Source organism: Enterobacter cloacae complex sp. 394F7, assembly GCF_057320385.1.
This window is the reverse complement of the sequence record NZ_JBXWCS010000007.1, coordinates 22,183-45,137: the sequence shown is the minus strand read 5'-3', so window position 1 is coordinate 45,137 and position 22,955 is coordinate 22,183. Positions and strand designations below refer to the sequence as shown.

Genomic DNA, 22,955 nt, shown 5'->3' with positions numbered 1-22,955 from the left:
GCAGGATGGCAGGATGGCATACACGGGCCATTATTTATCAAATTGATACGGCACTGTTTTACGATTTAAACGGCGATGGCTGCGGAGACATCGCCGGAATAACGGCCAAATTGCGATATATACGCCGCATGGGTGCGACGGTTATCTGGATCACTCCGTTTTACCTTACCCCCTTTCTTGACGAAGGGTATGACGTCAGCGACCACCTGCAGGTCGACCCCCGGTTCGGCAAACTGGCGGATATTATCGCCTTTATTGAGCAGGCACATGAGCTGGGGATGCAGGTCATTATCGAGCTGTTGATCCAGCATACGTCGGACGCGCACCCCTGGTTTCAGGAGGCCCGGCGCAACCCGAAATCCCCCTTTCGCGACTATTATCTGTGGTCAGATAATGACGATGACGATACGCCTCCGATGTTCCCCGGCGTGGAAAAGAGCATCTGGACATGGGATGACGAGGCGGGCCAATACTACCGGCATATGTTTTATCGCCACGAGCCGGATCTCAACCTCACCTCACCTGCGGTAATTAAAGAGATAGAGAACATTATCCTCTTCTGGCTCAAGCTTGGCGTATCGGGATTCCGTCTGGATGCCGCGTCGCATCTCACCACCCAGGCCGGAGGCGGTGACGAGAAAAAGGGGCTGTGGATCCTGGAGCACCTGCGCCGCCTGATTACCCAACATAACCCGCAGGCGATCCTGCTCGGGGAAGTTGACGTAGAGGTGGAAGCCTACAAGGACTATTTCGGCAATAACGACCGCCTGCATCTGGTGCTTAACTTCTGGCTTAACAAATATTTCTACGTGAGCCTGGCCAGGAAAAGCGCCCGCCCGCTGCGTAATGCGGTGAAGAAAATGATCGTCCCGCCGGACTCCTGCTGCTTTGCCAACTGGCTGCGTAACCACGACGAGCTGGATCTGGAGGGGATCGGTAAAAAGGATAAACAGTTCGTCCTCGACACGTTCGCCCCGGATGAAGAGATGAACGTGTACCAGCGTGGGATCCGCCGTCGCCTGGCGCCGATGCTGAACGGCGACCAGAAGCGGCTGGCGTTCTGCCACGCCGTGCTGTTCTCCCTGCCCGGGGTGCCCGTTATGCGCTACGGGGATGAAATCGGCATGGGTGATGATCTGGATTTAGAAGAGCGTTACGCCGTGCGTACGCCCATGCAGTGGGCGCCCTCTCAGGGCGGTGGCTTCTCTGACGCAGACCCGCAGAGCTTTATCGCGCCCATCATTGACCACGGGCCCTATCGTTATCAGAAAATTAACGTGGCGGATTCGCTGCTGCACCGCAACTCGCTGCTGCACCGGATTATCGATATCGCCAACACGCGGTCTGAATTCCCGGAGATTGCCGTGGCGCCGTTTCATCTCATCGCCATCGATAATGATGCGGTGCTGGGGATTTACTACGAGGCTGAAGATCGCAGCATTCTTACCTTTGTTAATTTCAGCGATAAACAGGTGACCTTCACCGCCAGAGGGATCCGCCACGCCACCTGGACCGCCTGTCTGGCAGACAAACGCTACGAGGATGCGCTGGTCTGCGGCAAAACCGTTGAGCTGAATATAGGCGGCTACGGCTATCGCTGGTTCTGGACAAACCGTAGCGCGCTGCGCTGACTACTTTTTGCGGCCGCGCATCAGGCGTGTGAGCACAATCCCTGCGACGGCCAGGGAGCCCAGCAGCACTTTCCCGGGCGCGCCAGAGGAGACGGCGCTGGCGCGCGTTTTCGCCTCAGCGGAGAAATGGCCGTGGATTTTGTGCAGGTCGTTGACCGGCTGGTCGAGATAATCCCGCCGGTCTTCTGCGTTCAGGGTGTCGGTCATCTGCCCTTCCCAGGCCTTTTTCACCATCAGACGGTCAAGAAAGCCGGGGAAGAGGAACTGGCCGACAATCGACTGGATGGTACTGCTGCCCACCCACAGCTCGCGCACCGGTTTTTGCGCCACCCTGAAAATGGCACTCGCGGCCACTTCCGGCTCAAACACCGGCGGAACCGGGCGCATCGCCCAGGCAAACTTATTCCGTGCCCATTCAAACTGCGGCGTATTCAGCCCCGGCATCTGGACCATGGCGAGCTGCACCCGGCTGTTCTCATGCATCAGCTCGGTACGCACCGCATCGGTAAAGCCCCGGATCGCGGCTTTGGCGCCGCAGTAGGCGGACTGCAGAGGAATGGAGCGGTAGGCCAGCGCGGAGCCAACCTGAATAATCACGCCCCGATCGCGCGGCACCATCAGTTCCAGCGCGGCACGGGTGCCGTTCACGTAGCCAAGGTAGGTGACTTCTGTAACGCGGCGAAATTCATCCGGTGTCATGGTCCGAAACGGCGCCAGCACCGCCCCCATGGCATTATTGACCCACACATCAATCGCCCCAAGGCGATACTCAATTTCGTTGGCGGCATCCACCACCGCCTGACTGTCGGCCACATCCGCCTGCACGGCCAACGCATTGACGCCAAAACGGCGTAGCTCTTCCTGGGTCGAGTGCAGGCTTGTCTCCTCGCGCGCAATAATGCCCACATCGTAGCCCGCTTTTGCAAAGTGGAGCGCCGTGGCTTTCCCCACGCCCGCCGTCCCGCCAGTAATGACCATCACAGCCATAAAACCTCCGCGTTATTTCAGCCCGATAATTTCGTCACTAATTCAGCCAGCGAGTAATGCACCGCTTTTTCCACCACGTCCTGACAGTCGCCGGAAAAGAGCACCCTGCTCGTTTCCGTCTTTCCGCCGATATTCCAGGCAAAGCACACGGTCCCCGCCGCCGTGCCGTCATCTCCCCCTTCCGGCCCGGCATAGCCGCTGATGGCGATACTGACATCGGCCTGGGCAATGTCGCGGATGCTGGCCGCCATCTCAGTGACGGTCTGTTCACTGACGGCGGTAAACCGCGCGAGGGTTTCCGGGCTTACGCCCAGGATCCTCTCCTTCGCGCTATCGCTGAAGACGACCAGCCCCACATCATAAAAATCGGCAGTGTTCTCTTCCGCGCAGAGCGCCACCGAAAGCTTCCCGCCGGTGCAGGATTCTGCGGTTGTTAAGCGAAGCCCGGCATCGATTAACCTGCTCGCCAGTTTTTTGGTCAGTTCAGCCACGGTAATGGTGTTGTCGTGGTATAGATTGCTCATCATCAGGCCTCTCATTTTTTCTCAGGAATAATGGAAATATGGCCATTACGTTCCAGAATGGCATATTTGATTTCGCTTAACTTTGTAATACCATTATTCTGCCGGGCCGAAACCAGAATATCATCACATGAAACATCGACCTTTTTGAGTTTATCTGCTAAGGGCACGCCGTTCTCAACCAGAATTACCGGCGTGCCATCCAGGATATTCTCCACCGGCGAAAAATACTTTTTCATCAGTCCAAAAATAATATCCACAACCACCAACGTGGTGATGGTTATCATTGCACCCGTGACCGAAAAATCCTCCCCCAGCAGGGCCTGCTGGGTTGCTTCGCTGATAATTAACAGGAGAATAAGGTCAAAGCTGGTCATCTGCAGCAACGCACGTCGTCCGGCAACTTTGAAGACCACCACCAGAAACAGGTAAATCGCCAACGCCCTAAAAACCATATCCATGGCAGCCTCCTAAGGGTAAATAAATTGCCAGAAAGGAATATCCGGCAGGTTGTTTACACGAATGACGTTGTGCCATTTACCGCCTCTGGTCGGGGTAATGAACAGCCAGACCGAAAAATGTGGCGATTTTTCAAGATGATTATAGACAAAATAGAGCGTGTTCCCGCGGCTGTACATGCTGTCTGGCTGCGGCCAGACGCTGCCCGGCTCGTAGGCGTCGCTGCTCTCGCTGGTCATGCTCACAGTGTATTTGCCCTCGCTGTTGACCGGAAAGGTCAGCTGAAGTCGCGACTCCGTTTGGCGACGCGCAAAGCGCTCATAGTTGAGGGTCAGGTTTTTTGCAGAATTGGTTTTCTCCGTGTCACTCACTATCCCACTTGAAAACAGACCGGCAATCGCCGCGATGATAATACTCAGTAACACAATAAATCCGACCTGGCGAAATGCATATTCAAACCTTAGCAAGCGATAACTCTCATTTATCCCGGGTAACTTTTCATTTTTATCATTCATGGCAGCCATCACCGTTTCGCTTATTTACCAAACGTTCTGTTTTGTATGGCGAATGTTTTTAAGACTTATCACATTTGCCACATAAAGGAATAGCAACAATACTTAATAAGTCAAGACACCTTAAATGAAGGATATCAGATGAAATTATCACTTATTTCCGCTTTTTTAATATTTATGGTGCCAACCGCATGGGCTGATAATAACGGCGGGTTACAAAAGGGTGAAGCGCCGCCTCCTCCGCATGCGCTGGATAGCGGTTATCGCGGCACGGATGATGCCCGTATTATGACCATCGACCAGGCGAAACAAATGCATGATGGCGCGACCATTTCGTTGCGCGGCAATCTTATTGACGGTAGCGGCGATAAGTATGTATTTCAGGATAAATCCGGAAAAATCGACGTTATTATCCCAAAAGCAGTTTTTGACGGCAGAACAGTCAAACCAGACCAGATGATCAGCATTAACGGTTCGCTTGATAAAAAGTCATCGCCTTCCGTTGTACGTGTCGATCATCTGCAGAAATAACTCAGCGAAGCGTTAACGCTGTATTTTCATCCTAACTCACCTATTGGCTTAAGGAGTCAGCTATGAGTGATACTCAACAACGTACGAACGCTTATCCGCAACCCCCTTTCCCGGAACAGCCGCAGACGCCACCAGGACTGGCTTCTGAGATGCAACCTGTTCCCGATCACGGGGAAACGAGCTATAAAGGCCACGGCCGTCTGGCGGGCAAAAAAGCGCTGATTACCGGCGGTGACTCCGGTATCGGCCGTGCGGTGGCCATTGCCTACGCCCGTGAAGGCGCCGATGTCGCCATTAATTATCTGCCTGAAGAAGAGAAAGACGCCGCAGAAGTCATCGACCTGATCAAGGCCGAAGGACGCAACGCCGTCGCGCTGCCAGGGGATGTCCGGGATGAAACCTTCTGCCAGAACCTGGTGGAAGAAGCGGTGGCTAAACTTGGCGGGCTGGACATTCTGGTGAATAACGCCGGTCGCCAGCAGTATCGGGAATCGCTGGAAGAACTCACTACCGAAGATTTCGATGCCACGTTTAAAACCAACGTTTATGCCCCGTTCTGGATCACCAAAGCGGCGCTTCGCCATCTGAAAGCCCCTGCGGCAATTATTAACACCTCCTCGGTGCAGGCGGTAAAACCCAGCCCTGTCCTGCTGGACTATGCCCAGACCAAAGCCTGTCTGGCGGTGTTTACCAAATCCCTTGCCAAACAGCTTGGGCCGAAGGGCATTCGCGTTAATGCCGTGGCTCCCGGGCCTTACTGGACGGTGCTGCAATCCAGCGGCGGCCAGCCGATGGAGAAAGTGAAGCAGTTTGGGGGTGACACACCGCTGGGCCGTCCGGGCCAGCCGGTGGAGATTGCACCTTTATACGTCACGCTGGCGTCAGATGAGTGTTCCTTTACGACCGGCCAGGTATGGTGTTCCGACGGCGGTGATGGCGTGATTTAACGTTTCCCTGCCCGAATGTGCAATAAATGAACAAGGACGTTCAGCCCCCCGCCAAAAACATGTTGTAACTCAAACAGATCAAATGTTAAAAATATTTTGCTATCAAGTTATCAAAATTAAACAACTTAGCTTGTCACCCGCATCGCTCTGTTTTTAACATCGCCTATGGAAAAAAATGGTCTGTTCAGTCAGCGCATACGCTTGCGCCATTTGCATACATTTGTGGCCGTCGCTCAACAGGGAACGCTGGGGCGTGCGGCTGAAACCCTTAACCTGAGCCAGCCTGCTCTCTCAAAAACGCTTAACGAGCTGGAACAACTGACCGGTGCCCGTCTGTTCGATCGCGGCCGTCTGGGCGCACAACTGACCCTGGTCGGCGAGCAGTTTCTGACCCATGCAGTAAAAGTGCTTGATGCGCTCAATACCGCCGGACAGGCGCTAAACCGTAAAGAAGAGCAGACGCACGAGATTGTCCGTGTGGGTGCCCTGCCCACGGCGGCGCTGGGCATTCTGCCGCCGGTGATCGGTCAGTTTCACAAACAGCAAAAACATACGACCCTGCAGGTCGCCACCATGAATAACACCATGCTGCTTGCGGGGCTGAAATCCGGCGAGCTGGATCTGGGTATCGGACGGATGTCAGATCCCGAACTGATGGTGGGTCTGAATTATGAGCTGCTGTTCCTGGAATCCCTGAAGCTGGTGGTACGCCCTAACCATCCTCTGTTGCAGGATACGGTTACCCTAAGCCGGGTGATGGAGTGGCCGGTGGTCGTGTCACCAAAAGGTACGGTTCCACGGCAAAATGCCGAAACGTTACTGCAGATGCAGGGCTGTACGCTGCCGACAGGCTGTATTGAAACCCTGTCCGCTTCCCTGTCACGCCAGCTTACCGTGGATTATGACTACGTCTGGTTCGTCCCCTCGGGCGCGGTCAAAGATGATTTACGCCAGGGCACGCTCACCGCACTGCCGGTGACCTCGCCCGGCGCCGGCGAACCGATTGGCATTTTAACCCGCGTTGATACGCCGCTCTCCTCAGGTGCACAGACGCTACTGAGCGCGATACGTAAATCGATGCCTGCCTGATTCCTTCCCCTTGCCCTGACCCTCTCCCCCCGGGGCGAGGGTCATTCCTGCGTTCTAATCATTTAATGCGAAATCATTTATTAACAATTGCGCAAAACAATTTAACAGTTTTATCATAGCGACGAATTCACCAAATGGTTCGTAAATGTTTTATCAACCCCGAATTCAAGCGTATTAATCATTATTCCCACTGCATTTATTACCCACCTGGTACACTTCCGGCACGTTGTCGTGCTGAGCAGCGGGGGATCTTAAGGAGAAAGAGATGGCATTTGGCAGCGCGCCACGTGGGATACCCCGTATCCTGCAGTGGCTCCTTGCCGGACTGATGGCGATCGTCGGTCTGGCCGTTGGCGGGTTGGGTTTTAAACTCGTCACCGTAGGCGGAAGTGGATACTTCCTGATCATGGGCGTGGTAATGGTGATTGCCGCGATCCTGATTTTCATCAACCGCAGCAGCGGGATTGTGTTGTATGGCATCGCGTTTATCGCGTCGCTGTTCTGGGCGGTAAGCGATGCCGGCTGGGATTTCTGGCCGCTCTTCTCACGCCTCTTCACCTTTGCGGTTCTGGCATTCCTGTGTGCCCTCGTCTGGCCGTTCCTGCGTGCGGCAAACCATGCGACGCCGGTGAAAAAAGGCCCGGCTTTTAGCGTGGCGGCGCTGCTCGCCGTGGCAATGCTCGTCAGCCTGGGCTGGATGTTTAAACCCCAAACGCTGGTGGCGGCGAATGAGCCGGTGCCGGTGAAACCAGTCGCGGCTGGCGAACAGCAGAAGAACTGGGAACACTGGGGTAACACCACCCACGGGGATCGTTTTGCGGCCCTCGACCAGATTAACAAGCAGAACGTTAACGAGCTGAAAGTCGCGTGGGTTGCCCATACCGGGGATATCCCCCAGAGCAACGGCTCGGGTGCGGAAGACCAGAACACGCCGCTGCAGATTGGCGATACGCTCTACGTCTGTACGCCGTACAGCAAAGTGCTGGCGCTGGATGTGGATTCCGGGAAAGAGAAGTGGCGTTACGACGCCAACGCCACGGCCCCGAACTGGCAGCGCTGCCGTGGGCTGGGCTATTTTGAAGATTCACAAAACGTGACAACGTCACAGACAAATGTGCAGCCCACCGCCTGTCCGCGCCGTCTGTTCCTGCCCACCACCGATGCCCGCCTGATTGCCATCAACGCCGATAACGGCAAAGCCTGCGAAGACTTTGGTGACAAAGGTACCGTGGATCTGAGCGTGGGTATGGGTGAGATAAAACCGGGCTACTATCAGCAAACCTCCACGCCGCTGGTGGCAGGAAACGTGGTGGTGGTTGGCGGACGCGTGGCGGATAACTTCTCCACCGGCGAACCGCCAGGCGTGGTGCGCGCCTATGACGTTCATACCGGTAAACTGGCCTGGGCGTGGGACCCGGGTAATCCGGACCTGACCGGCCTGCCGCCGGAAGGCCAGACCTACACGCGCGGTACACCGAACGTCTGGTCTGCAATGTCCTATGACGCAAAACTGAACCTGATTTACCTGCCAACCGGTAACGCCACGCCAGATTTCTGGGCCGGAGAACGCACCGCGCTGGATGATAAATACAGCTCCTCCATCGTTGCCGTTGATGCCACCACCGGCCAGGTCCGCTGGCATTTCCAGACCACCCATCACGACCTGTGGGACTTCGATCTGCCTTCTCAACCGCTGCTGTACGATCTGCCAGACGGTAAAGGCGGAACCACGCCGGTACTGGTGCAGACCAGTAAACAGGGCATGATCTTTATGCTCAACCGCGAAACCGGCAAACCGGTGGCGAAAGTGGAAGAACGTCCGGTCCCGGCGGGTAACGTGCAGGGCGAACGCTACTCCCCGACGCAGCCGTATTCCGTCGGTATGCCGATGATTGGCAACCAGACCCTGACCGAGTCCGACATGTGGGGCGCGACGCCTGTCGACCTGCTGCTGTGCCGCATCCAGTTTAAAGAGATGCGCCATCAGGGGGTCTTTACCCCGCCGGGTCTCGATCGTTCCCTGCAGTTCCCTGGCTCACTGGGCGGGATGAACTGGGGCAGCGTCTCAGTCGATCCGAACAACGGGCTGATGTTCGTCAACGATATGCGCCTGGGTCTGGCCAACTACATGGTACCGCGTGCCAGCGTGGCGAAAGACGCCAGCGGGATTGAGATGGGTATTGTGCCCATGGACGGCACGCCGTTCGGCGCCATGCGCGAGCGTTTCCTGTCACCGCTGGGTATTCCATGCCAGAAACCGCCGTTTGGCACGATGTCCGCGGTTGACCTGAAATCCGGCAAGCTGGTGTGGCAGGTACCGGTAGGCACCGTGGAAGATACCGGCCCGCTGGGTATTCGCATGCATATGCCAATCCCTATCGGGATGCCAACCCTTGGCGCGTCACTCTCCACCCAGTCTGGCCTGCTGTTCTTTGCCGGCACTCAGGATTTCTACCTGCGCGCGTTCGATACCGCCACCGGAAAAGAGATCTGGAAAGACCGTCTGCCGGTCGGCAGCCAGTCCGGGCCAATGACCTACGTTTCACCGAAAACCGGTAAACAGTACATCGTCATTAACGCTGGCGGCGCCCGCCAGTCACCGGATCGCGGTGATTACGTTATCGCGTATGCGTTACCCGATAAAAAGTAAGCGATGAAAAAAGGGACCGAAAGGTCCCTTTTTATTTGTAGGTCGGGTAAGGCGAAGCCGCCACCCGACACAACACGCCACTCAGAACGTCTCCCAGTTATCCCCGGAAACCGCTGCCGCCGGACGCAGCGGCGCATTCTTCGCCACTGGCGCAGACGTTGCCGCCCGGCCTTGCTTCGCGCCGCTCAGTCGAAACGCACCCACCGCCTCGGTCAGACGCGCGCCCTGTTCTTCCAGCGACGCCGCCGCGGCGGAAGCCTCTTCCACCAGCGAGGCGTTCTGCTGGGTCACTTTATCCATCTCAGAAATCGCCTGGCTCACCTGCTCAATACCACGGCTCTGTTCATCAGACGCGGCAGCGATCTCCAGCATAATGTCCGTGACGCGTTTAACCGCTTCGACGATTTCATTCATGGTATTACCGGCGGCGACGACTTCGCCCGAGCCCTGGTCAATCAGCGAAACGGATTCGTTGATCAGGCTTTCGATCTCTTTAGCGGCATTCGCACTGCGGCTTGCCAGAGTACGAACTTCGCTTGCCACCACGGCAAACCCGCGCCCCTGCTCACCCGCACGCGCCGCTTCTACCGCCGCGTTAAGCGCCAGAATATTGGTCTGGAAGGCGATACTGTTAATCACGGCAGTAATTTCGGAAATCTTCTTCGAACTGGTAGAGATATTGCCCATGGTTTTAACCACCCCGGAGACCATCTGGCCGCCACGGCTGGCTTTACCGGAGGCATCTTCCGCCAGCTTGCTGGCATGGTGCGCGTTATCGGCGTTCTGTTTCACCGTTGCGGTGAGCTGCTCCATGCTGGCTGCCGTCTGCTCAATGGCTGCCGCCTGTTGCTCGGTACGGGAAGAGAGGTCGGTGTTGCCTGCGGAGATTTCGCTGGTGCCACGATAGATCTCTTCCGCCCCCTGACGCACGGTACCGACAGTGTTCTCCAGCGAGTGCTGCATGGTTTGCAGGTCGCGTGTCAGGCGGCCAATTTCGCTGCGTCCGGCCACATCGTCCGGCATGGTGAGGTCGCCTTTGGCGATATTTTCAATGCGTTTCGCGGCGCGCTGCAACGGGGTGATAACCGTGCGACGCAGCACGACAAAGGTCATGGCCGTCAGCACCAGCGCCAGGGCAAACGCGCCCACCATAAACATCAGGCCCAGTTGGGTGCGGCTGTGAGCCTTAACCGTCAGGGCGTTCGCGCGCTCGGTGCGGATCTTTATCGCCTTCAGCAGCACGGCGTTGTAGGCGTCATCCAGCGGGCGGGCGCTTTCGTTTTCATGGTTAATGATGGCTTCAAACATGCCGTTTTTTGCAAACTTAAGCATCGGCTGCAGGCCTGCGATATAGGCGTCATAGCGTGTTTTCAGATCGGCATCCAGCGCTTCATCCTCAGGCGTACGAATCGGGCGATTGATGTAGGCATTAAACCCTTCCTGAGACTGCTTGATCCGTTTTTCCGCCTCGGCGATGTTTTGCTTCATCGCATCCATTTCCGCGATACGGCTCGCCGCCCCGGCGTGGATCATATTGATACGCGCGGTTCGCAGATGATTTGAGCTATTCGACAGCCCCATACGCACCTGAATTTCAGACGTGACATCCTGCTGATCGGTGTCGGCCTGTAAAAGGAAATACCCCGCCAGACCTGCGCTCAAGGCAAATAGCAGAATAATGCCACCGAGAATGGAGGAAAACAGCGGAACCAGCCTGATGTGATGCAAGAAGCCCAGCTTGCGCTGCGCTGGCATCGAAGTAGTGTTGTCCATGACCGTCGACTCTCTTGTAGGTAAGATGCGTAAAAACACGCCTGTTAAATAGTCATCGGCACGGCTGAGATTTAGATTACGGCTAAAAACGCCGCACTGGTCACACTTTAGAGAAGATTATTAAAGAAACGCCAGCGGCGAAAAACCGCTGGCGTAAGAGTTACTTGTCGCCGAAATGAATAACGGTACGAATGGATTTACCTTCGTGCATGAGATCGAACGCCTCGTTGATCTGCTCCAGCGGTAAACGGTGGGTAATGAACGGATCGAGCTGGATTTTCCCGGCCATTGCATCTTCAACCATCCCTGGCAGCTGCGTGCGCCCTTTCACGCCGCCGAACGCTGAGCCACGCCATACGCGCCCGGTTACCAGCTGGAACGGACGGGTTTTGATCTCCTGACCCGCACCGGCCACGCCGATGATGATGCTCTCGCCCCAGCCTTTATGGCAGCATTCAAGCGCGGAACGCATCACGTTCACGTTGCCGATACATTCGAAGCTGAAGTCCACGCCACCGTCGGTCATCTCAACAATGACCTCCTGAATCGGTTTTTCGTGATCTTTCGGGTTCACGAAATCGGTCGCGCCCATTTCACCCGCCAGTTTGAATTTCTCCGGGTTGGTATCCACCGCGATGATCCGCCCGGCCTTCGCCTGGACCGCGCCCTGAATCACCGCCAGACCAATCCCGCCAAGACCGAACACCGCCACGGTGTCGCCCTCTTTCACTTTCGCCGTGTTGTGTACTGCCCCAATCCCGGTGGTGACGCCGCAGCCCAGCAGACAGACTTTATCCAGCGGCGCCTGCGGGTTCACCTTCGCCAGTGAGATCTCCGCGCAAACGGTGTATTCACTGAAGGTGCTGGTGCCCATGTAGTGGTAAACCGGCTCGCCGTTGTAGGAGAAACGGGTGGTACCGTCCGGCATCAGGCCCTTGCCCTGGGTGGCGCGAACCGCCTGGCAGAGGTTGGTCTTACCGGATTTACAGAACTTACACTCGCCGCATTCTGCGGTGTACAGCGGGATCACGTGGTCGCCCGGCTTCAGGCTGGTCACGCCTTCGCCCACTTCCACCACCACACCGCCCCCTTCATGGCCGAGCACCGCCGGGAAAACGCCTTCCGGATCGTCGCCCGACAGCGTAAAGGCATCGGTATGGCACACCCCGGTATGGGTAATTTTGATCAGCACTTCGCCCTTCTTCGGCGGTGCAACGTCGATTTCAACAATTTTGAGCGGCTGGCCAGGGCCAAATGCGACGGCTGCGCGAGATTTCATAGTGTCTTCCCTTATTGTGTGGTGTGTGGGTTTATTTTAGATAAGCGCGCAGTAAATGGCCGACTTCTGCCATGCGCACGGCTCGCTGATCCGGCGTGGTTTCCCCCGTTACCAGCTCATCTTTGAGGTGAATTTCGACCATTTCGCCCATCAGGCCATTGGCAGCGCCGCGCACGGCGGCAATTTGCTGCAGGATGGCCAGACAGGGGTCGCCCGACTCCAGCGCGCGTTCAAGGGCATCAACCTGGCCCCGAATGCGACGAACGCGAGTGAGGATACGTTTTTTATCTTCGGGTGAGTGCGGCATACGGCCTCCTGATACTATAGGGGGGTATGGTACCCCTTAAAGCAACATTATGTAAACAACAGCTTTCATAGGGTTATCAGGCTCTTGAAGCGCATTATCATACATAAGTAATTCTGAATAATTTCTCTTTGAAATGCTGGCCTCAACATTCGAATTAAGCCATTTTCTATGGCTAAGCCAAAAAAAAGCGTCACCAGTACCCTTTATTCGCTGGAATCGATAAGCAGCATTGATAATAATTCAAAAAACCTTCTAAACCTTAAACCTGGTAACAGGTTGAAATGAAATGGTTTCCGCCATGATTAAATTTTCCTTAATAATAAAGGCTTCTACGAAATCTTATTTTTTGGCGTTCAGAACCTGTAAACGGTCAAAATCAAACCACTCCTCTTTGATGTAAGATATATAATTCAAAATAATTATCGAAACCATATTGCGCAAGCCATTGTTATATATAGAGAAAAATCACAACACTTTAAAATAACGATAAATATCAATGAGTTACAACATTGATCGATGTCTGATCACGTGCTAAACCTAAATCCAGGTAAAAATATCTTATGGAGAAGAGTATGATGTCGTGGCGAGTATTAAGTTCTGTCATTTGCCCTAACACAGGAATCGTTTATTCGCACATTGTTGGTTTGAAATTATTAAGATTAATAATTTGGTACGAGAGTGACATCTATCTTTTGCCCGGAGACAGAATACATACAACAAAAAATGGAATTTTTGTAAATGGGGTGTTCAACCAAATATCCCTTTATAACGTCTCGCCATACAATGAGAACCTGTGGGACGAAATAAAAAACAAAATGGCCTGTCCTTTTAATAAAAACCTGGATTCTGAAGACTGCTCATACGCTGAGCATTGCAATGCGCGCAAATGCCCGCACGGATTTGAGACAACCCCTTTGATAATAAGAGTGCCCCGCGATAGCTAATCATTTAATAAGTTAGCTTTTGGATCCGCTGTCCCCTGTTACAGGGACCGCATGCTTAACATATATTAGACTGAGATACCAACTGAAACCCTATCAGTTACGGCCCCCGCGCGCCTGTCGATGACTTGCGGCAGGCGCGAGGCCATATCTCAGATAACATACGTTATTAATCATTTGGTTTGGTATTAGTTATACTTTTATTCAAACTGGTGGCAGAGGTCTTCTACCACATCTTTTAACTAGACTTTAAATGTTACGCGCGGAGATCTCTGCTTTCGTTAAGCTGTATAGCTCATCTTGTAACCTATTAAGCGCGTTGTTCTCTTCTCGCAGCATTTTGCCGTTATTTTGCAGTATTAAGTCGTTAAAGGACCCTGCCCCTGCGAAAATAGACCTGATACCTAACAAGGCCTGCTCATAATCAGAGTCCAGCTGTTCGCGAAAATAGATGAGTTTCTTTGACCAAACACTTTCATTACATGAAACAAGCAACTCAATGATTTTATTGAGTAAAACATTAACATCTGATTTCATTTCAGTCTCCTGATGATACCGGTCATTGCAGTCGCGCAACGACATGCCCCTTTCTGCCGACTGGCGCTGCGCTTACCCGGCCTTCATTTCTATTGCTAATCTATGCAACTCTTCTTTCAGCCAGCGGGTTGCGCCCCGCTGACCGCTGCGTTTATGGGAGTAAATTTTCACGTCAAATTCTTGAATAGAGAACGGTAAGGTAAAAATGTTGATATTCACGGCCGCCTTCATCTTTTCGGCTGCATACCGGGGAATAGCCATCAGCAGATCGCTTTGCGCAACGATAAACGGTGCGCTGAGCATTGACGGGGTTTTGATCGCAATGTGCCGGGTATAGCCCAACTCCTCCAGCCGTAAATCCAGCACGCCCTGCTTCTCATTCCAGGGGGTGACCACCAGATGGCGGGCCGCGAGATAATCCTCCAGCGTCAGACGCGTCCGGCTTGCGTTGCTGATGACCACATACTCATCTTCAAGCCAGCTTATCTCCTCCAGTTCAGGATGGCGGATCTCCTCCGCCGTGCTGAAACCAAGCGCCAGATCCACTTCGCCTGCCAGCAGCTCCGTCAGCGCGGGGCTGTGTGGCAGATAGCGCAGCTCAAAACGCAAACCCGGCGCGGCATCCTGCAACGTGTGCATCAGGGCCGGGAAAATACAAAGCGCGGTAAAATCTGTAATCGCAATGTGCAGGCTCTCGCTACTTTTGGCCGCTTCAAACTCCGGCTGCGGGGTAAGCTCATGATTAAGAAACGACAAAGCAGATGCAATGGACGGCGCGAGCTGTGTGGCATACACGCTGGGTGACATGCGATGCCCTTCCCGGAAAAATAGCGGATCATTCAGCGTCGTTCGCAAACGTGACAGCGCATGGCTCAGTGCCGATGTGCTCATCGCTAACTCATCGGCGGCCAGGCGAACCGAACGGTGACGGTAAATGGCGTCGAAAACGGGCAGCAGGTTTAAATCAAGGCGTCTCAGGGCCGGATGCATAATATTCATCATTTGTTGATTTCATTGCACTTAATTCTTCGGACAATACTCCGTATGCTTAGCGCCATCAATCGCAAAACATGCAGGAAATACCATGAGCATTACTATTCGTCAGGCCCGCCCCGAGGATGCGGCGGCCATTTACGCCATGATTTATGAGCTGGCGGTCTATGAAAAAGCGCCGGAAGAAGTGATTACCACGCCGGACGAGATCCGCGAAACCCTCTTTGGCGCAGACAGTAAAACCGAAGCGCTGATCGCGGAGTATGAAGGTAAGATCGCTGGCTATGCCGTGTTCTTCACCAGCTATTCAACCTGGCTTGGCCGCAACGGTATCTATATGGAAGACCTGTATGTATCCCCGGATTATCGCGGTAAAGGCGCGGGAAGAGCCTTGCTGAAACATATCGCGCAGCTCGCCGTAAAACGCCAGTGTGGTCGTCTGGAATGGAGCGTACTGGACTGGAACCAGCCGGCAATCGACTTCTACCTGAGCATTGGCGCGCTCCCGCAGTCCGAGTGGGTGCGCTATCGCCTGGATGGAGAAGCGCTGCTGAAATTTGCCGGGTAAACGGCGCGCGCTGTGCAGAGATCCCGGCTGTGCGGGATCTATGCTACAATTCCATAAATTTCATTAACATATTGTTGAATACCATGAGCACAGCCCCCTTCATTCGTCCTCAACTTACCCTGCCAAACGGCGCTGACAAACTGCTGCTGCACTCCTGCTGCGCGCCCTGCTCCGGCGAGGTAATGGAGGCCATTCAGGCCTCGGGCATTGATTACACCATCTTCTTCTATAACCCCAATATCCACCCGCAAAAGGAGTACCTCATCCGTAAGGAAGAGAATATTCGTTTTGCGGAAAAACACGGCGTGCCCTTTGTTGATGCGGATTACGATACGGACAACTGGTTTGAACGCGCAAAAGGGATGGAATGGGAGCCTGAGCGTGGGATCCGCTGCACCATGTGTTTCGATATGCGTTTCGAACGCACGGCGTTATACGCGGCGGAAAATGGTTTCAGTGTGATCAGTAGCTCCCTTGGCATCTCGCGCTGGAAGAATATGCAGCAGATTAACGACTGTGGTCAGCGCGCGGCAGCCCACTATCCGGGCATGGTCTACTGGGATTATAACTGGCGCAAGCAAGGCGGATCGTCGCGGATGATTGAGATCAGCAAGCGCGAACAGTTCTATCAGCAGGAGTACTGCGGGTGCGTATATTCCCTGCGTGACAGCAACCTTCACCGCAAGTCGCAAGGGCGTCCTCTCATCAAAATTGGCAAACTGTTTTACGGCAAAGACGAGTCTGACGAGTAAGGCGGCGCGAAGGGAGACATATCCTAAAACGCGCCAGAATCCGCATTACGGCTCTCAGATGTTGAAATAGCGGCTATCCTTTAATTATCCACAAAAGGAGGTAACAATGTCTGATTTCGACGCTGATAAAAATGCACAGTATGCTGGTGATAAAGCCAAAAATAAACTCGACGAACTGACGGGCTCTGCTCAGCAGCAGTTTGGTGAATTCGTTGACTCCCCTAAACATCAGGTGAAAGGGGCAGCACGAAAATATGCTGCGCAGGCCAGTGATGCCGTTTCTGATGTCACTGAGGCAGTCAGAAATAACCCGTTAACCGGCCTGATTGCGGCTGGTGCAGTGGGTATTGTTCTGGGCCTGTTACTCGGCCGTAAATAATCTCAGGCCCCACGGGGCCTTATTTTTATTAGCTAAACAATCTTACCATGCGATCTAACTCCTCCTCCTTCACGGCGCGGGAAAGATAATATCCCTGAAAACTTTTTACGCCTAACGCCACCAGCTTTTCAAATTTCTCTTCGCTATCCACCCCCTCTGCAATACATTCGCTACCGGTCATGTCACTGTATATCTGAATCGCTTTGATAAGTTTGTAATCATTGTCATTAGCGACAAACTTTCCGACAATATCCCGGTCAAGCTTTAAACCATCAAAATGAACCTGCCTCACCGGAAACATGGTTTGATGGCTGGAGAAGCAATCATCCAGGAATAACCGACACCCCGTACTGCGCAGGCGACGCATGGTTTCAGGGATGGTTTTATCTTTGGTCACATCAATATCTTCAGCAAATTCAAAGACCAGGTTCCCGGCCCACTGGGGTTTAAGCAGCATCTTGATGGCTTTTTTGGCCATCTCGGGCAAGGCATTTCCGGCCGCGAGTTCCGGCGGTATATTCACCGAAAAATAATATTTCCCGTTATATTTGTTGATGCCAGAAACAGCGGCATGAAGCACCAGCGCCGTGATATTCAACCATAGCTCACGATTTTTCACCCCGGTAAGAAAATGGGCAGGCTTGATAATTTTACCGTTCTTGTTCCAGCGTAATAAAATCTCAAACCCAACACCTTTTTTATTTTCATCGGTGATGATTTGATACGCAGGAAATATCTCCCTTTTAAGCAGCGCATTAAAGACATCCACCTCAGCACTGGACAGTGATTCTATTTTTCCCTGCCGTTCCCCACTCCCTGATGCAGAAAAACCCTGAGAATTTTTATACCACAACTGTATGAGTTGCAGCTTTCTTAAACCGGCTTTGCGATGTGTATATACCGTTTTATTCGTCAGCCCAAATTTTTTGCACTGTTTATTTACCGACATGCCCCGGTAGAAATTTAATAAGACATCAAGTTCTCTGTTTGTGAGCCCTTTTTGACGGTCTTTAAAGCTACAGTCCGCATGATGATCCTGCAATGAACGAGATCTGTCCCTGCATGCGTCGTTTTTTTTCTGGACACGCGCAATAATATCGCCGCTGTTGGCGATGCGGATCAGAGATAATTTTTGATTGTTATTCAATAAACTACGCAAGGTCCCGTACAGCCAACTGTCAGGTATATTGCCATACAGAGTGACCGGGCGGATGACGGGAAGCGTGTTAAGAAGATCGGCAAGGTGCCTGAGGCTCTGCAAAAGATCCACGATCTCTTCCCCGAGAAAGACCGTAATTTTAGCGTCCTGATTTTTGATAATAGTGTAGACATCTTCCCGATTTGCGATGTCATCCTCAAAACGCACCTGTGACGCCACTCCTCCCTGCTCTTTCAGTAACAGACGGTACCCCTGGAACGTAAAACTGCAGGCTGAAATAACAAATTCCTGTGCATGACAATCATGATTATTGTGAGAATTGTTTTGAATCATAATGCGCTCCTGGGTACAAAAACACCGTTGCCCTGGTCAATAATGACCAGCACATCGAGACTAAAAACATGCGGAAATGTCACAAGCCTGAATATAACCTGCGTAACAGGTTAATTTTATCTTACCCCCGTAGGTTAATAAACCGTTATCAACGTCTCGCCCTGCAACATCTTTGCGTTAATCACCGCCTGGATCCATATGCTGTGCAAATATAACAATCTTTGCAAATAACGACGGAAAATATTTTCCCCGCAAGGTATAATGAAAATTCCGAAAAAGAAGTCTGGACACTTCATTACGTCGGCTTGCTCAAAAAGAGAAAATGCTATGGATAATCATATCTCATCCAGGGCCTTGCTACATCGAAGGGATGTTATTAAGAACAACCCGCGGTTTAGCGAGGCAATAATAGAACACTACAAAATCAATGACAGCATCTATAAAAAACAACCCTTGTTCTACAAAACAATGCTCCAGGAATCACGATTCAATATTATTCTTGCCATGTGTTGTTTTATATTCGGCAATCAGGCCGAATCTGTTTCAGAGATAAAAGCATTATGTTCGCGATACAAAATCGCCAGTCCCAACAGCGTTATTGCTATCATCACCTTACTGAGAACTACCGGACGGATTAAGACCTGGCGCTGTATGGAGGATCGCCGAAAGACGCGCATCGCCCCCACGCAAAAAGGACTGGATGAACTAAAACGTTACATGAGCGGCGCATTTATACCTGTCAGTATTCTTTACCCGACATTTAACATCGACCTTAACCTGTTAGATAACGATATTCTGAGAAATAACTTTTTCCGCCGGGCGGCTGAGTATCTGTTTCGCGGATTAACCTTCAAAGCCGTGTTACCGGAAGTGGGGTTATTTATTGATAAAGATGGAGGGCGAATGATTATGCTGTATTTATATTTGCAGGCCATAAAAAACAAAACCGCACATGGCGCGATAATTGATTATTCGCCCGGCACGCTGGCGAAAGCGTTTTTTGTCTCACGTATCCACGTGGCGCGCATAATTAAATCCGCGCAAGAGGCAGGTTATCTTAAAGACAGAGGGGATGGCCGCATGACCATTTATCCTGCATTTATGCAGCTCGTCGAAAATTATGCCGGGTTATATTTTGCCTATGTCACGCATTACATCAACGTGGTTCCGAAGGAGCGACGCCAGGGTGGGGATGTAACCTCCCCGGTATAATCCTGGGGCGTTCGGTTTCCCGAGCGCCCTTTTCTGTTCGTCAGCGTTCCCGCAACGCCTCTTTCGCCTTGTTCAGCGGTTTCAGCAGATAATCCAGAATGGATTTACTGCCCGTTTTAATATCCACCGTCGCAATCATCCCCGGAAACACCGGAAATTCCTTGCCCTGTTTATTGGTCAGGTGGTTACTGTCAGTACGGATATAGACGCGGTAGTAGTACACGTCTCTTTTGACCTCATCCTGAAGGGTATCGGGTGAAATCATGGTCACCTCACCCGTCAGTCCACCATAAATCGAGTAGTCATAGGCGGTGATTTTCACCAGCGCTTTCTGTCCGGGGTGGATAAACGCCACATCACGCGGTGAAATTTTCGCTTCAACCACCATCTGATCGTCAAGAGGCACCAGGCTCATCAGTTTCCCATTGGGCGGGATAACGCCGCCGACGGTGGTGACGTCGATGTCCTTCACAATCCCGCGCACCGGCGCGTTGAAGGTCAAACGGGTCAGGGAATCCTCGCGCCCTTTCATGACCGAGCGCTGGGCTTCGATCTCCGCATTCGCTTTCGCCAGCTCTTCACGGGCGCGCACGTAATACTGGTTTTTCATTTCGGTGATTTTGTTCTCAAGCTCGTTTTTTTGCCGCTCCAGACGTAACACCTCCACCTTGCTCGCCGCCCCCTGAGTAACCAGCGGACGGGTTAACGACAGCTCGCGCTGGACCAGTTCAGCCCCCTGACGCAAACCGGCCAGCCCTTTTTCCAGGCTTTCGCGACGGGACTGGAAGAGCGCCGTTTCCTGTTTGACCAGTTCAACGTCGTCATCCAGCTCTTGCGGAAACGTCAGTTCCGTGTCGTTCACTTCCGCTTTCAGGCGCGCAGCCGTGGCCAGCGCGGCATTCAGACGAGACTCACTCTCCAGCACGCTGGATTCTGTTTTGGTGCGGTCAAGCTGAGCCAGCTGCTGCCCACGCTCGACGATGTCACCTTCGCGTACCAGCAGGCTATGGATAATGCCCCCTTCCAGCGACTGAATGACCTGCTCGTGAGAAGACGGGATCACTTTGCCGTTGCCGGTGGTGACTTCATCAAGCTGGAACAGACTCGCCCAGGCGATAAACGCCGCAAGCAGCGCGAACAGCGACCAGGCCACCCATGTTGAGCGCGGCAGACGCGGCTCTTTCAGGCGGCTGTTATAGCGGGATAGATCATTCATGCCATTCCCTCCTCGGCCACGGCCGCCGGTTTCATGGTCACGGTACGCTGCGCTCCCTTTTGCGGCGCCATACCGTGCTGACGCAGGATCGCGTCGCGCGGGCCATCCATCACCACCTTGCCGTTTTCCAGCACGATGATGCGGTCAACCAGATCCAGAATCGGCAGCCGGTGTGTTGCCACCACCAGCGTACGGCGCTTGCCCAGCCATTGCTGTAAGTGCTGAATGAACTGCTTTTCGCTCATCTCATCCAGCCAAGCGGTAGGCTCGTCCAGCAGAAGAATATTGGGCGACGTGATCAGGGCGCGCGCCAGCAACAGCGCCTGTCGCTGGCCGCCGGATAACCCGGCCCCCCCTTCATTGATGAGGTAGTTCAGCCCCATTTTCTGCTTACGCACGAACTCCAGCGCACCGCTGTTAACCAGCGCCTGATGGATCTCCTCGTCGGTAGCAAGCGGGTTGCCCATCACAATATTGTCGCGCACAGAGCCAAAGAACAGCCGCGCCTGCTGGCTGAGCAGCTGCATATCCCGGCGCACATCGGCGGTGTCGAGATGATTTAAGGCAATATCATCCAGCAGAATGCTTCCCTGCTGCGGTTCCTGCATCCCGGCCAGAAGCTGCAGCAAGGTACTTTTGCCGGAACCGTTGCGCCCCAGCACCGCCACCCGTTCGCCGGCGCGGATCTGCAATTTGCTGATGTGCAGCACGGTCAGTTTTTCCTCGTCGTCGTACCAGAATCCCACGTCGTCGAGGGTATAGTTCCCGCGCAGATGGGCTTTATGCACCTTTTTACCCTGCTGAGGATCGTCAATCGGGCGCTGCATCAGGTCGTCCAGACCCTTTCTCGCCACCTTCGCCGACTGCCAGCGGGACAGCACGCCCGAAATCTGTGAGAGCGGCGCGATGGTGCGCGAGGCCAGAATCGAGGTCCCCACCAGCGCACCGGTGGTCATGTCACCGCTGATGACCAGATAGCACCCCACCAGCAACACTACCGCGTAAACTATGGACTGTACCTCCTGCGTCCAGGTCAGGAGCAGCCCGGTCAGCCAGCGCTGTTTCATTCCGACGGTGGCCGCCACATCGTTGGTGTTGTTCCACTGATTCTGAAAACGCTGTTCGGCGCGCATCAGCTTGATGTCCTCAATGCCCTGTACCGCCTCCACCAGGGTGGCGTTACGAATGGCGGATTCGCGCATCCCTTCGCTGGAGAGTTTTCCCAGCGGGCGCTGTACCAGCAGGCCCGGGATCAGCAGCAGCGGCACGGCAAGCAGAACCACCAGCACCAGCGGACCGCCAATCATCCACAGAATGAACACAAACAGCAGGAAGAACGGCAGATCGGAAATCGCCGCAATGGTGGTGGAGGTAATCAGCTCGCGCACCGACTCCAGCTCGCGGATCTGGGCGATAAACGACCCGGTCGATTTAGAGCGGGCGCCGTTTTTGATCCGCAGCGCGTGAGCAAACACCCGCTCGGAGATCCGCAGATCCGCCCGCTTACCTACCACATCCGAAATATGCACGCGCAGCATACGCATAATGAATTCGAACACGATGGCGAGCATGACGCCGCCAAACAGCACCCACAGCGTGGCTTCAGACTGCGAGGGCACCACCCTGTCGTACACCTGCATGGAGAAGACCATGCCGGAGAGCGCCAGCACGTTCGCGACCAGCGCCACCAGCATGATGTCGCTGTAGCGTCGCCAGTCTTTCAGCGCCAGCTGCCAGAACCAGTTTTTCTCATAGGGTTTGATGTAATCATCCACGCGGGCATCCGGCGTGGATTCGAGCGGGCGCAACACCAGCAGCGTTTTCAGCCGTGCGCCGAGCGCTTCCCGCGTTAATGTTGTCTCCAGCCCGCCATCGCCGCTGAACTGCAGGCTGACGTTGCCGTCGTTGTCCATGCGGTTAATAACCGCGATCTGTCCGCCAGTGAACTCCGCCAGCAGCGGTAAACGCCACGGGTCGAGGGAGACGGCGTCTGCTTCCACCTTACGCATCCCAAGCCCAAGCTGGCGCGCCATCTCCTCCAGCACCAGCTGGCGCGGGGACTGGCTTTCATGGTTAATCGTGACCCGAACATGCTCCGCCGAAAAATCCAGCCGATAGTGCTTCGCGATGATGAGCATGCCCTGCAACCAAGGTTCGTACTGTGGATGTGTCTTCATAA

At 53.8% G+C, this 22,955-nt stretch carries 22 protein-coding genes; 10 read left to right on the top strand and 12 right to left on the bottom strand.

The features are described from left to right. Positions 1–5 precede the first annotated feature (5 nt). A complete protein-coding gene (locus tag AC2FAK_RS11880) occupies positions 6–1,631 on the top strand; it encodes an alpha-amylase family protein (protein ID WP_095455181.1) in 1,626 nt (541 codons plus the stop codon). On the opposite strand, the gene AC2FAK_RS11875 is transcribed toward AC2FAK_RS11880, so the two are convergent. The 4 genes from AC2FAK_RS11875 to AC2FAK_RS11860 are packed head-to-tail and all read right to left on the bottom strand — an operon-like array spanning position 1,632 to position 4,113. Continuing rightward, positions 1,632–2,618 (bottom strand): SDR family oxidoreductase, encoded by a 987-nt coding sequence (locus AC2FAK_RS11875; protein ID WP_020688581.1) that lies wholly within the window; start codon positions 2,616–2,618, stop codon positions 1,632–1,634. A 17-nt stretch (positions 2,619–2,635) separates the two neighbouring features. After that, entirely contained in the window at positions 2,636–3,142 is a 507-nt protein-coding gene (locus AC2FAK_RS11870) for a 2-oxo-tetronate isomerase (protein WP_029883805.1), read from the bottom strand. Positions 3,143–3,153: 11 nt separating this feature from the next. After that, positions 3,154–3,600 (bottom strand): DUF421 domain-containing protein, encoded by a 447-nt coding sequence (locus AC2FAK_RS11865; protein ID WP_013096670.1) that lies wholly within the window; start codon positions 3,598–3,600, stop codon positions 3,154–3,156. 9 nt (positions 3,601–3,609) lie between these two features. Continuing rightward, the gene (locus AC2FAK_RS11860; protein ID WP_047024897.1) at positions 3,610–4,113 is read right to left on the bottom strand and encodes a hypothetical protein; all 504 of its coding nucleotides are present in this window, start codon (positions 4,111–4,113) and stop codon (positions 3,610–3,612) included. A gap of 138 nt (positions 4,114–4,251) precedes the next feature. On the opposite strand from AC2FAK_RS11860, the gene AC2FAK_RS11855 reads away from it, so the two are divergent. The 4 genes from AC2FAK_RS11855 to AC2FAK_RS11840 all read left to right on the top strand — a co-directional run bounded on the left by AC2FAK_RS11855 (position 4,252) and on the right by AC2FAK_RS11840 (position 9,327). Beyond that, the gene (locus tag AC2FAK_RS11855) at positions 4,252–4,641 is read left to right on the top strand and encodes a YdeI family stress tolerance OB fold protein (protein ID WP_013096672.1); all 390 of its coding nucleotides are present in this window, start codon (positions 4,252–4,254) and stop codon (positions 4,639–4,641) included. Positions 4,642–4,703: 62 nt separating this feature from the next. Beyond that, positions 4,704–5,588, top strand: coding sequence for an SDR family oxidoreductase (locus tag AC2FAK_RS11850; protein WP_013096673.1), 885 nt, complete (start codon positions 4,704–4,706; stop codon positions 5,586–5,588). 165 nt (positions 5,589–5,753) lie between these two features. Continuing rightward, positions 5,754–6,677, top strand: a complete 924-nt coding sequence (locus tag AC2FAK_RS11845; RefSeq protein ID WP_014831860.1) for a LysR substrate-binding domain-containing protein — start codon at positions 5,754–5,756, stop codon at positions 6,675–6,677. Positions 6,678–6,942: 265 nt separating this feature from the next. Beyond that, positions 6,943–9,327, top strand: coding sequence for a glucose/quinate/shikimate family membrane-bound PQQ-dependent dehydrogenase (locus AC2FAK_RS11840; protein ID WP_095455180.1), 2,385 nt, complete (start codon positions 6,943–6,945; stop codon positions 9,325–9,327). Between the two features lie 81 nt (positions 9,328–9,408). On the opposite strand, the gene AC2FAK_RS11835 is transcribed toward AC2FAK_RS11840, so the two are convergent. The 3 genes from AC2FAK_RS11835 to AC2FAK_RS11825 all read right to left on the bottom strand — a co-directional run bounded on the left by AC2FAK_RS11835 (position 9,409) and on the right by AC2FAK_RS11825 (position 12,686). Further along, on the bottom strand, positions 9,409–11,100 hold the full coding sequence (locus AC2FAK_RS11835; RefSeq protein WP_095455179.1) for a methyl-accepting chemotaxis protein: 1,692 nt from the start codon (positions 11,098–11,100) through the stop codon (positions 9,409–9,411). A 160-nt stretch (positions 11,101–11,260) separates the two neighbouring features. Next, positions 11,261–12,379, bottom strand: coding sequence for an S-(hydroxymethyl)glutathione dehydrogenase/class III alcohol dehydrogenase (locus tag AC2FAK_RS11830; protein WP_023619503.1), 1,119 nt, complete (start codon positions 12,377–12,379; stop codon positions 11,261–11,263). A 31-nt stretch (positions 12,380–12,410) separates the two neighbouring features. Next, positions 12,411–12,686: a metal/formaldehyde-sensitive transcriptional repressor gene (locus tag AC2FAK_RS11825; protein ID WP_013096678.1), complete on the bottom strand. Its 276-nt coding sequence runs from the start codon at positions 12,684–12,686 to the stop codon at positions 12,411–12,413. Between the two features lie 560 nt (positions 12,687–13,246). Here AC2FAK_RS11825 and iraM point away from each other — a divergent pair. Then, positions 13,247–13,630 carry an anti-adapter protein IraM gene (iraM, locus tag AC2FAK_RS11820; RefSeq protein ID WP_306295019.1) on the top strand — a complete coding sequence of 128 codons (384 nt, stop codon included), beginning with the start codon at positions 13,247–13,249 and terminating at the stop codon, positions 13,628–13,630. Positions 13,631–13,876: 246 nt separating this feature from the next. On the opposite strand, the gene AC2FAK_RS11815 is transcribed toward iraM, so the two are convergent. Both AC2FAK_RS11815 and AC2FAK_RS11810 read right to left on the bottom strand, forming a co-directional pair. Next, entirely contained in the window at positions 13,877–14,164 is a 288-nt protein-coding gene (locus tag AC2FAK_RS11815) for a DUF6966 domain-containing protein (protein ID WP_020688574.1), read from the bottom strand. A gap of 72 nt (positions 14,165–14,236) precedes the next feature. Further along, a complete protein-coding gene (locus AC2FAK_RS11810; RefSeq protein WP_095455178.1) occupies positions 14,237–15,166 on the bottom strand; it encodes a LysR family transcriptional regulator in 930 nt (309 codons plus the stop codon). Positions 15,167–15,248: 82 nt separating this feature from the next. Here AC2FAK_RS11810 and AC2FAK_RS11805 point away from each other — a divergent pair, with 82 nt between their 5' ends. The 3 genes from AC2FAK_RS11805 to AC2FAK_RS11795 all read left to right on the top strand — a co-directional run bounded on the left by AC2FAK_RS11805 (position 15,249) and on the right by AC2FAK_RS11795 (position 16,856). Next, a complete protein-coding gene (locus tag AC2FAK_RS11805; RefSeq protein ID WP_029883812.1) occupies positions 15,249–15,725 on the top strand; it encodes a GNAT family N-acetyltransferase in 477 nt (158 codons plus the stop codon). Between the two features lie 83 nt (positions 15,726–15,808). Beyond that, the gene (locus AC2FAK_RS11800; RefSeq protein WP_020688571.1) at positions 15,809–16,477 is read left to right on the top strand and encodes an epoxyqueuosine reductase QueH; all 669 of its coding nucleotides are present in this window, start codon (positions 15,809–15,811) and stop codon (positions 16,475–16,477) included. A 106-nt stretch (positions 16,478–16,583) separates the two neighbouring features. Then, positions 16,584–16,856: an ElaB/YgaM/YqjD family protein gene (locus tag AC2FAK_RS11795; RefSeq protein WP_013096686.1), complete on the top strand. Its 273-nt coding sequence runs from the start codon at positions 16,584–16,586 to the stop codon at positions 16,854–16,856. A gap of 28 nt (positions 16,857–16,884) precedes the next feature. Here AC2FAK_RS11795 and AC2FAK_RS11790 read toward each other — a convergent pair whose 3' ends face one another. After that, complete coding sequence (locus tag AC2FAK_RS11790) at positions 16,885–18,348, bottom strand: EAL domain-containing protein (protein WP_095455177.1); 1,464 nt, start codon at positions 18,346–18,348, stop codon at positions 16,885–16,887. A gap of 327 nt (positions 18,349–18,675) precedes the next feature. Between AC2FAK_RS11790 and AC2FAK_RS11785 the strand changes: the two genes are divergently transcribed. Then, on the top strand, positions 18,676–19,560 hold the full coding sequence (locus AC2FAK_RS11785) for a hypothetical protein (protein ID WP_013096689.1): 885 nt from the start codon (positions 18,676–18,678) through the stop codon (positions 19,558–19,560). Positions 19,561–19,600: 40 nt separating this feature from the next. Here the strand turns inward: AC2FAK_RS11785 and AC2FAK_RS11780 are convergent, their stop codons facing one another. Then, a complete protein-coding gene (locus tag AC2FAK_RS11780; protein ID WP_095455176.1) occupies positions 19,601–20,776 on the bottom strand; it encodes an HlyD family type I secretion periplasmic adaptor subunit in 1,176 nt (391 codons plus the stop codon). Next, positions 20,773–22,953: a type I secretion system permease/ATPase gene (locus tag AC2FAK_RS11775; protein WP_095455175.1), complete on the bottom strand. Its 2,181-nt coding sequence runs from the start codon at positions 22,951–22,953 to the stop codon at positions 20,773–20,775. The genes AC2FAK_RS11780 and AC2FAK_RS11775 overlap by 4 nt, the downstream gene beginning before the upstream one ends. Between the last annotated feature and the right edge of the window lie 2 nt (positions 22,954–22,955).

Excerpts from the sequence above, each read along its gene's own strand:
- AC2FAK_RS11880 (WP_095455181.1), top strand. The coding sequence starts at position 6 with ATGGCAGGATGGCATACACGGGCCATTATTTATCAAATTGATACGGCA.
- AC2FAK_RS11875 (WP_020688581.1), bottom strand. The coding sequence starts at position 2,618 with ATGGCTGTGATGGTCATTACTGGCGGGACGGCGGGCGTGGGGAAAGCC.
- AC2FAK_RS11870 (WP_029883805.1), bottom strand. The coding sequence starts at position 3,142 with ATGAGCAATCTATACCACGACAACACCATTACCGTGGCTGAACTGACC.
- AC2FAK_RS11865 (WP_013096670.1), bottom strand. The coding sequence starts at position 3,600 with ATGGATATGGTTTTTAGGGCGTTGGCGATTTACCTGTTTCTGGTGGTG.
- AC2FAK_RS11860 (WP_047024897.1), bottom strand. The coding sequence starts at position 4,113 with ATGAATGATAAAAATGAAAAGTTACCCGGGATAAATGAGAGTTATCGC.
- AC2FAK_RS11855 (WP_013096672.1), top strand. The coding sequence starts at position 4,252 with ATGAAATTATCACTTATTTCCGCTTTTTTAATATTTATGGTGCCAACC.
- AC2FAK_RS11850 (WP_013096673.1), top strand. The coding sequence starts at position 4,704 with ATGAGTGATACTCAACAACGTACGAACGCTTATCCGCAACCCCCTTTC.
- AC2FAK_RS11845 (WP_014831860.1), top strand. The coding sequence starts at position 5,754 with ATGGAAAAAAATGGTCTGTTCAGTCAGCGCATACGCTTGCGCCATTTG.
- AC2FAK_RS11840 (WP_095455180.1), top strand. The coding sequence starts at position 6,943 with ATGGCATTTGGCAGCGCGCCACGTGGGATACCCCGTATCCTGCAGTGG.
- AC2FAK_RS11835 (WP_095455179.1), bottom strand. The coding sequence starts at position 11,100 with ATGGACAACACTACTTCGATGCCAGCGCAGCGCAAGCTGGGCTTCTTG.
- AC2FAK_RS11830 (WP_023619503.1), bottom strand. The coding sequence starts at position 12,379 with ATGAAATCTCGCGCAGCCGTCGCATTTGGCCCTGGCCAGCCGCTCAAA.
- AC2FAK_RS11825 (WP_013096678.1), bottom strand. The coding sequence starts at position 12,686 with ATGCCGCACTCACCCGAAGATAAAAAACGTATCCTCACTCGCGTTCGT.
- iraM (WP_306295019.1), top strand. The coding sequence starts at position 13,247 with ATGGAGAAGAGTATGATGTCGTGGCGAGTATTAAGTTCTGTCATTTGC.
- AC2FAK_RS11815 (WP_020688574.1), bottom strand. The coding sequence starts at position 14,164 with ATGAAATCAGATGTTAATGTTTTACTCAATAAAATCATTGAGTTGCTT.
- AC2FAK_RS11810 (WP_095455178.1), bottom strand. The coding sequence starts at position 15,166 with ATGATGAATATTATGCATCCGGCCCTGAGACGCCTTGATTTAAACCTG.
- AC2FAK_RS11805 (WP_029883812.1), top strand. The coding sequence starts at position 15,249 with ATGAGCATTACTATTCGTCAGGCCCGCCCCGAGGATGCGGCGGCCATT.
- AC2FAK_RS11800 (WP_020688571.1), top strand. The coding sequence starts at position 15,809 with ATGAGCACAGCCCCCTTCATTCGTCCTCAACTTACCCTGCCAAACGGC.
- AC2FAK_RS11795 (WP_013096686.1), top strand. The coding sequence starts at position 16,584 with ATGTCTGATTTCGACGCTGATAAAAATGCACAGTATGCTGGTGATAAA.
- AC2FAK_RS11790 (WP_095455177.1), bottom strand. The coding sequence starts at position 18,348 with ATGATTCAAAACAATTCTCACAATAATCATGATTGTCATGCACAGGAA.
- AC2FAK_RS11785 (WP_013096689.1), top strand. The coding sequence starts at position 18,676 with ATGGATAATCATATCTCATCCAGGGCCTTGCTACATCGAAGGGATGTT.
- AC2FAK_RS11780 (WP_095455176.1), bottom strand. The coding sequence starts at position 20,776 with ATGAATGATCTATCCCGCTATAACAGCCGCCTGAAAGAGCCGCGTCTG.
- AC2FAK_RS11775 (WP_095455175.1), bottom strand. The coding sequence starts at position 22,953 with ATGAAGACACATCCACAGTACGAACCTTGGTTGCAGGGCATGCTCATC.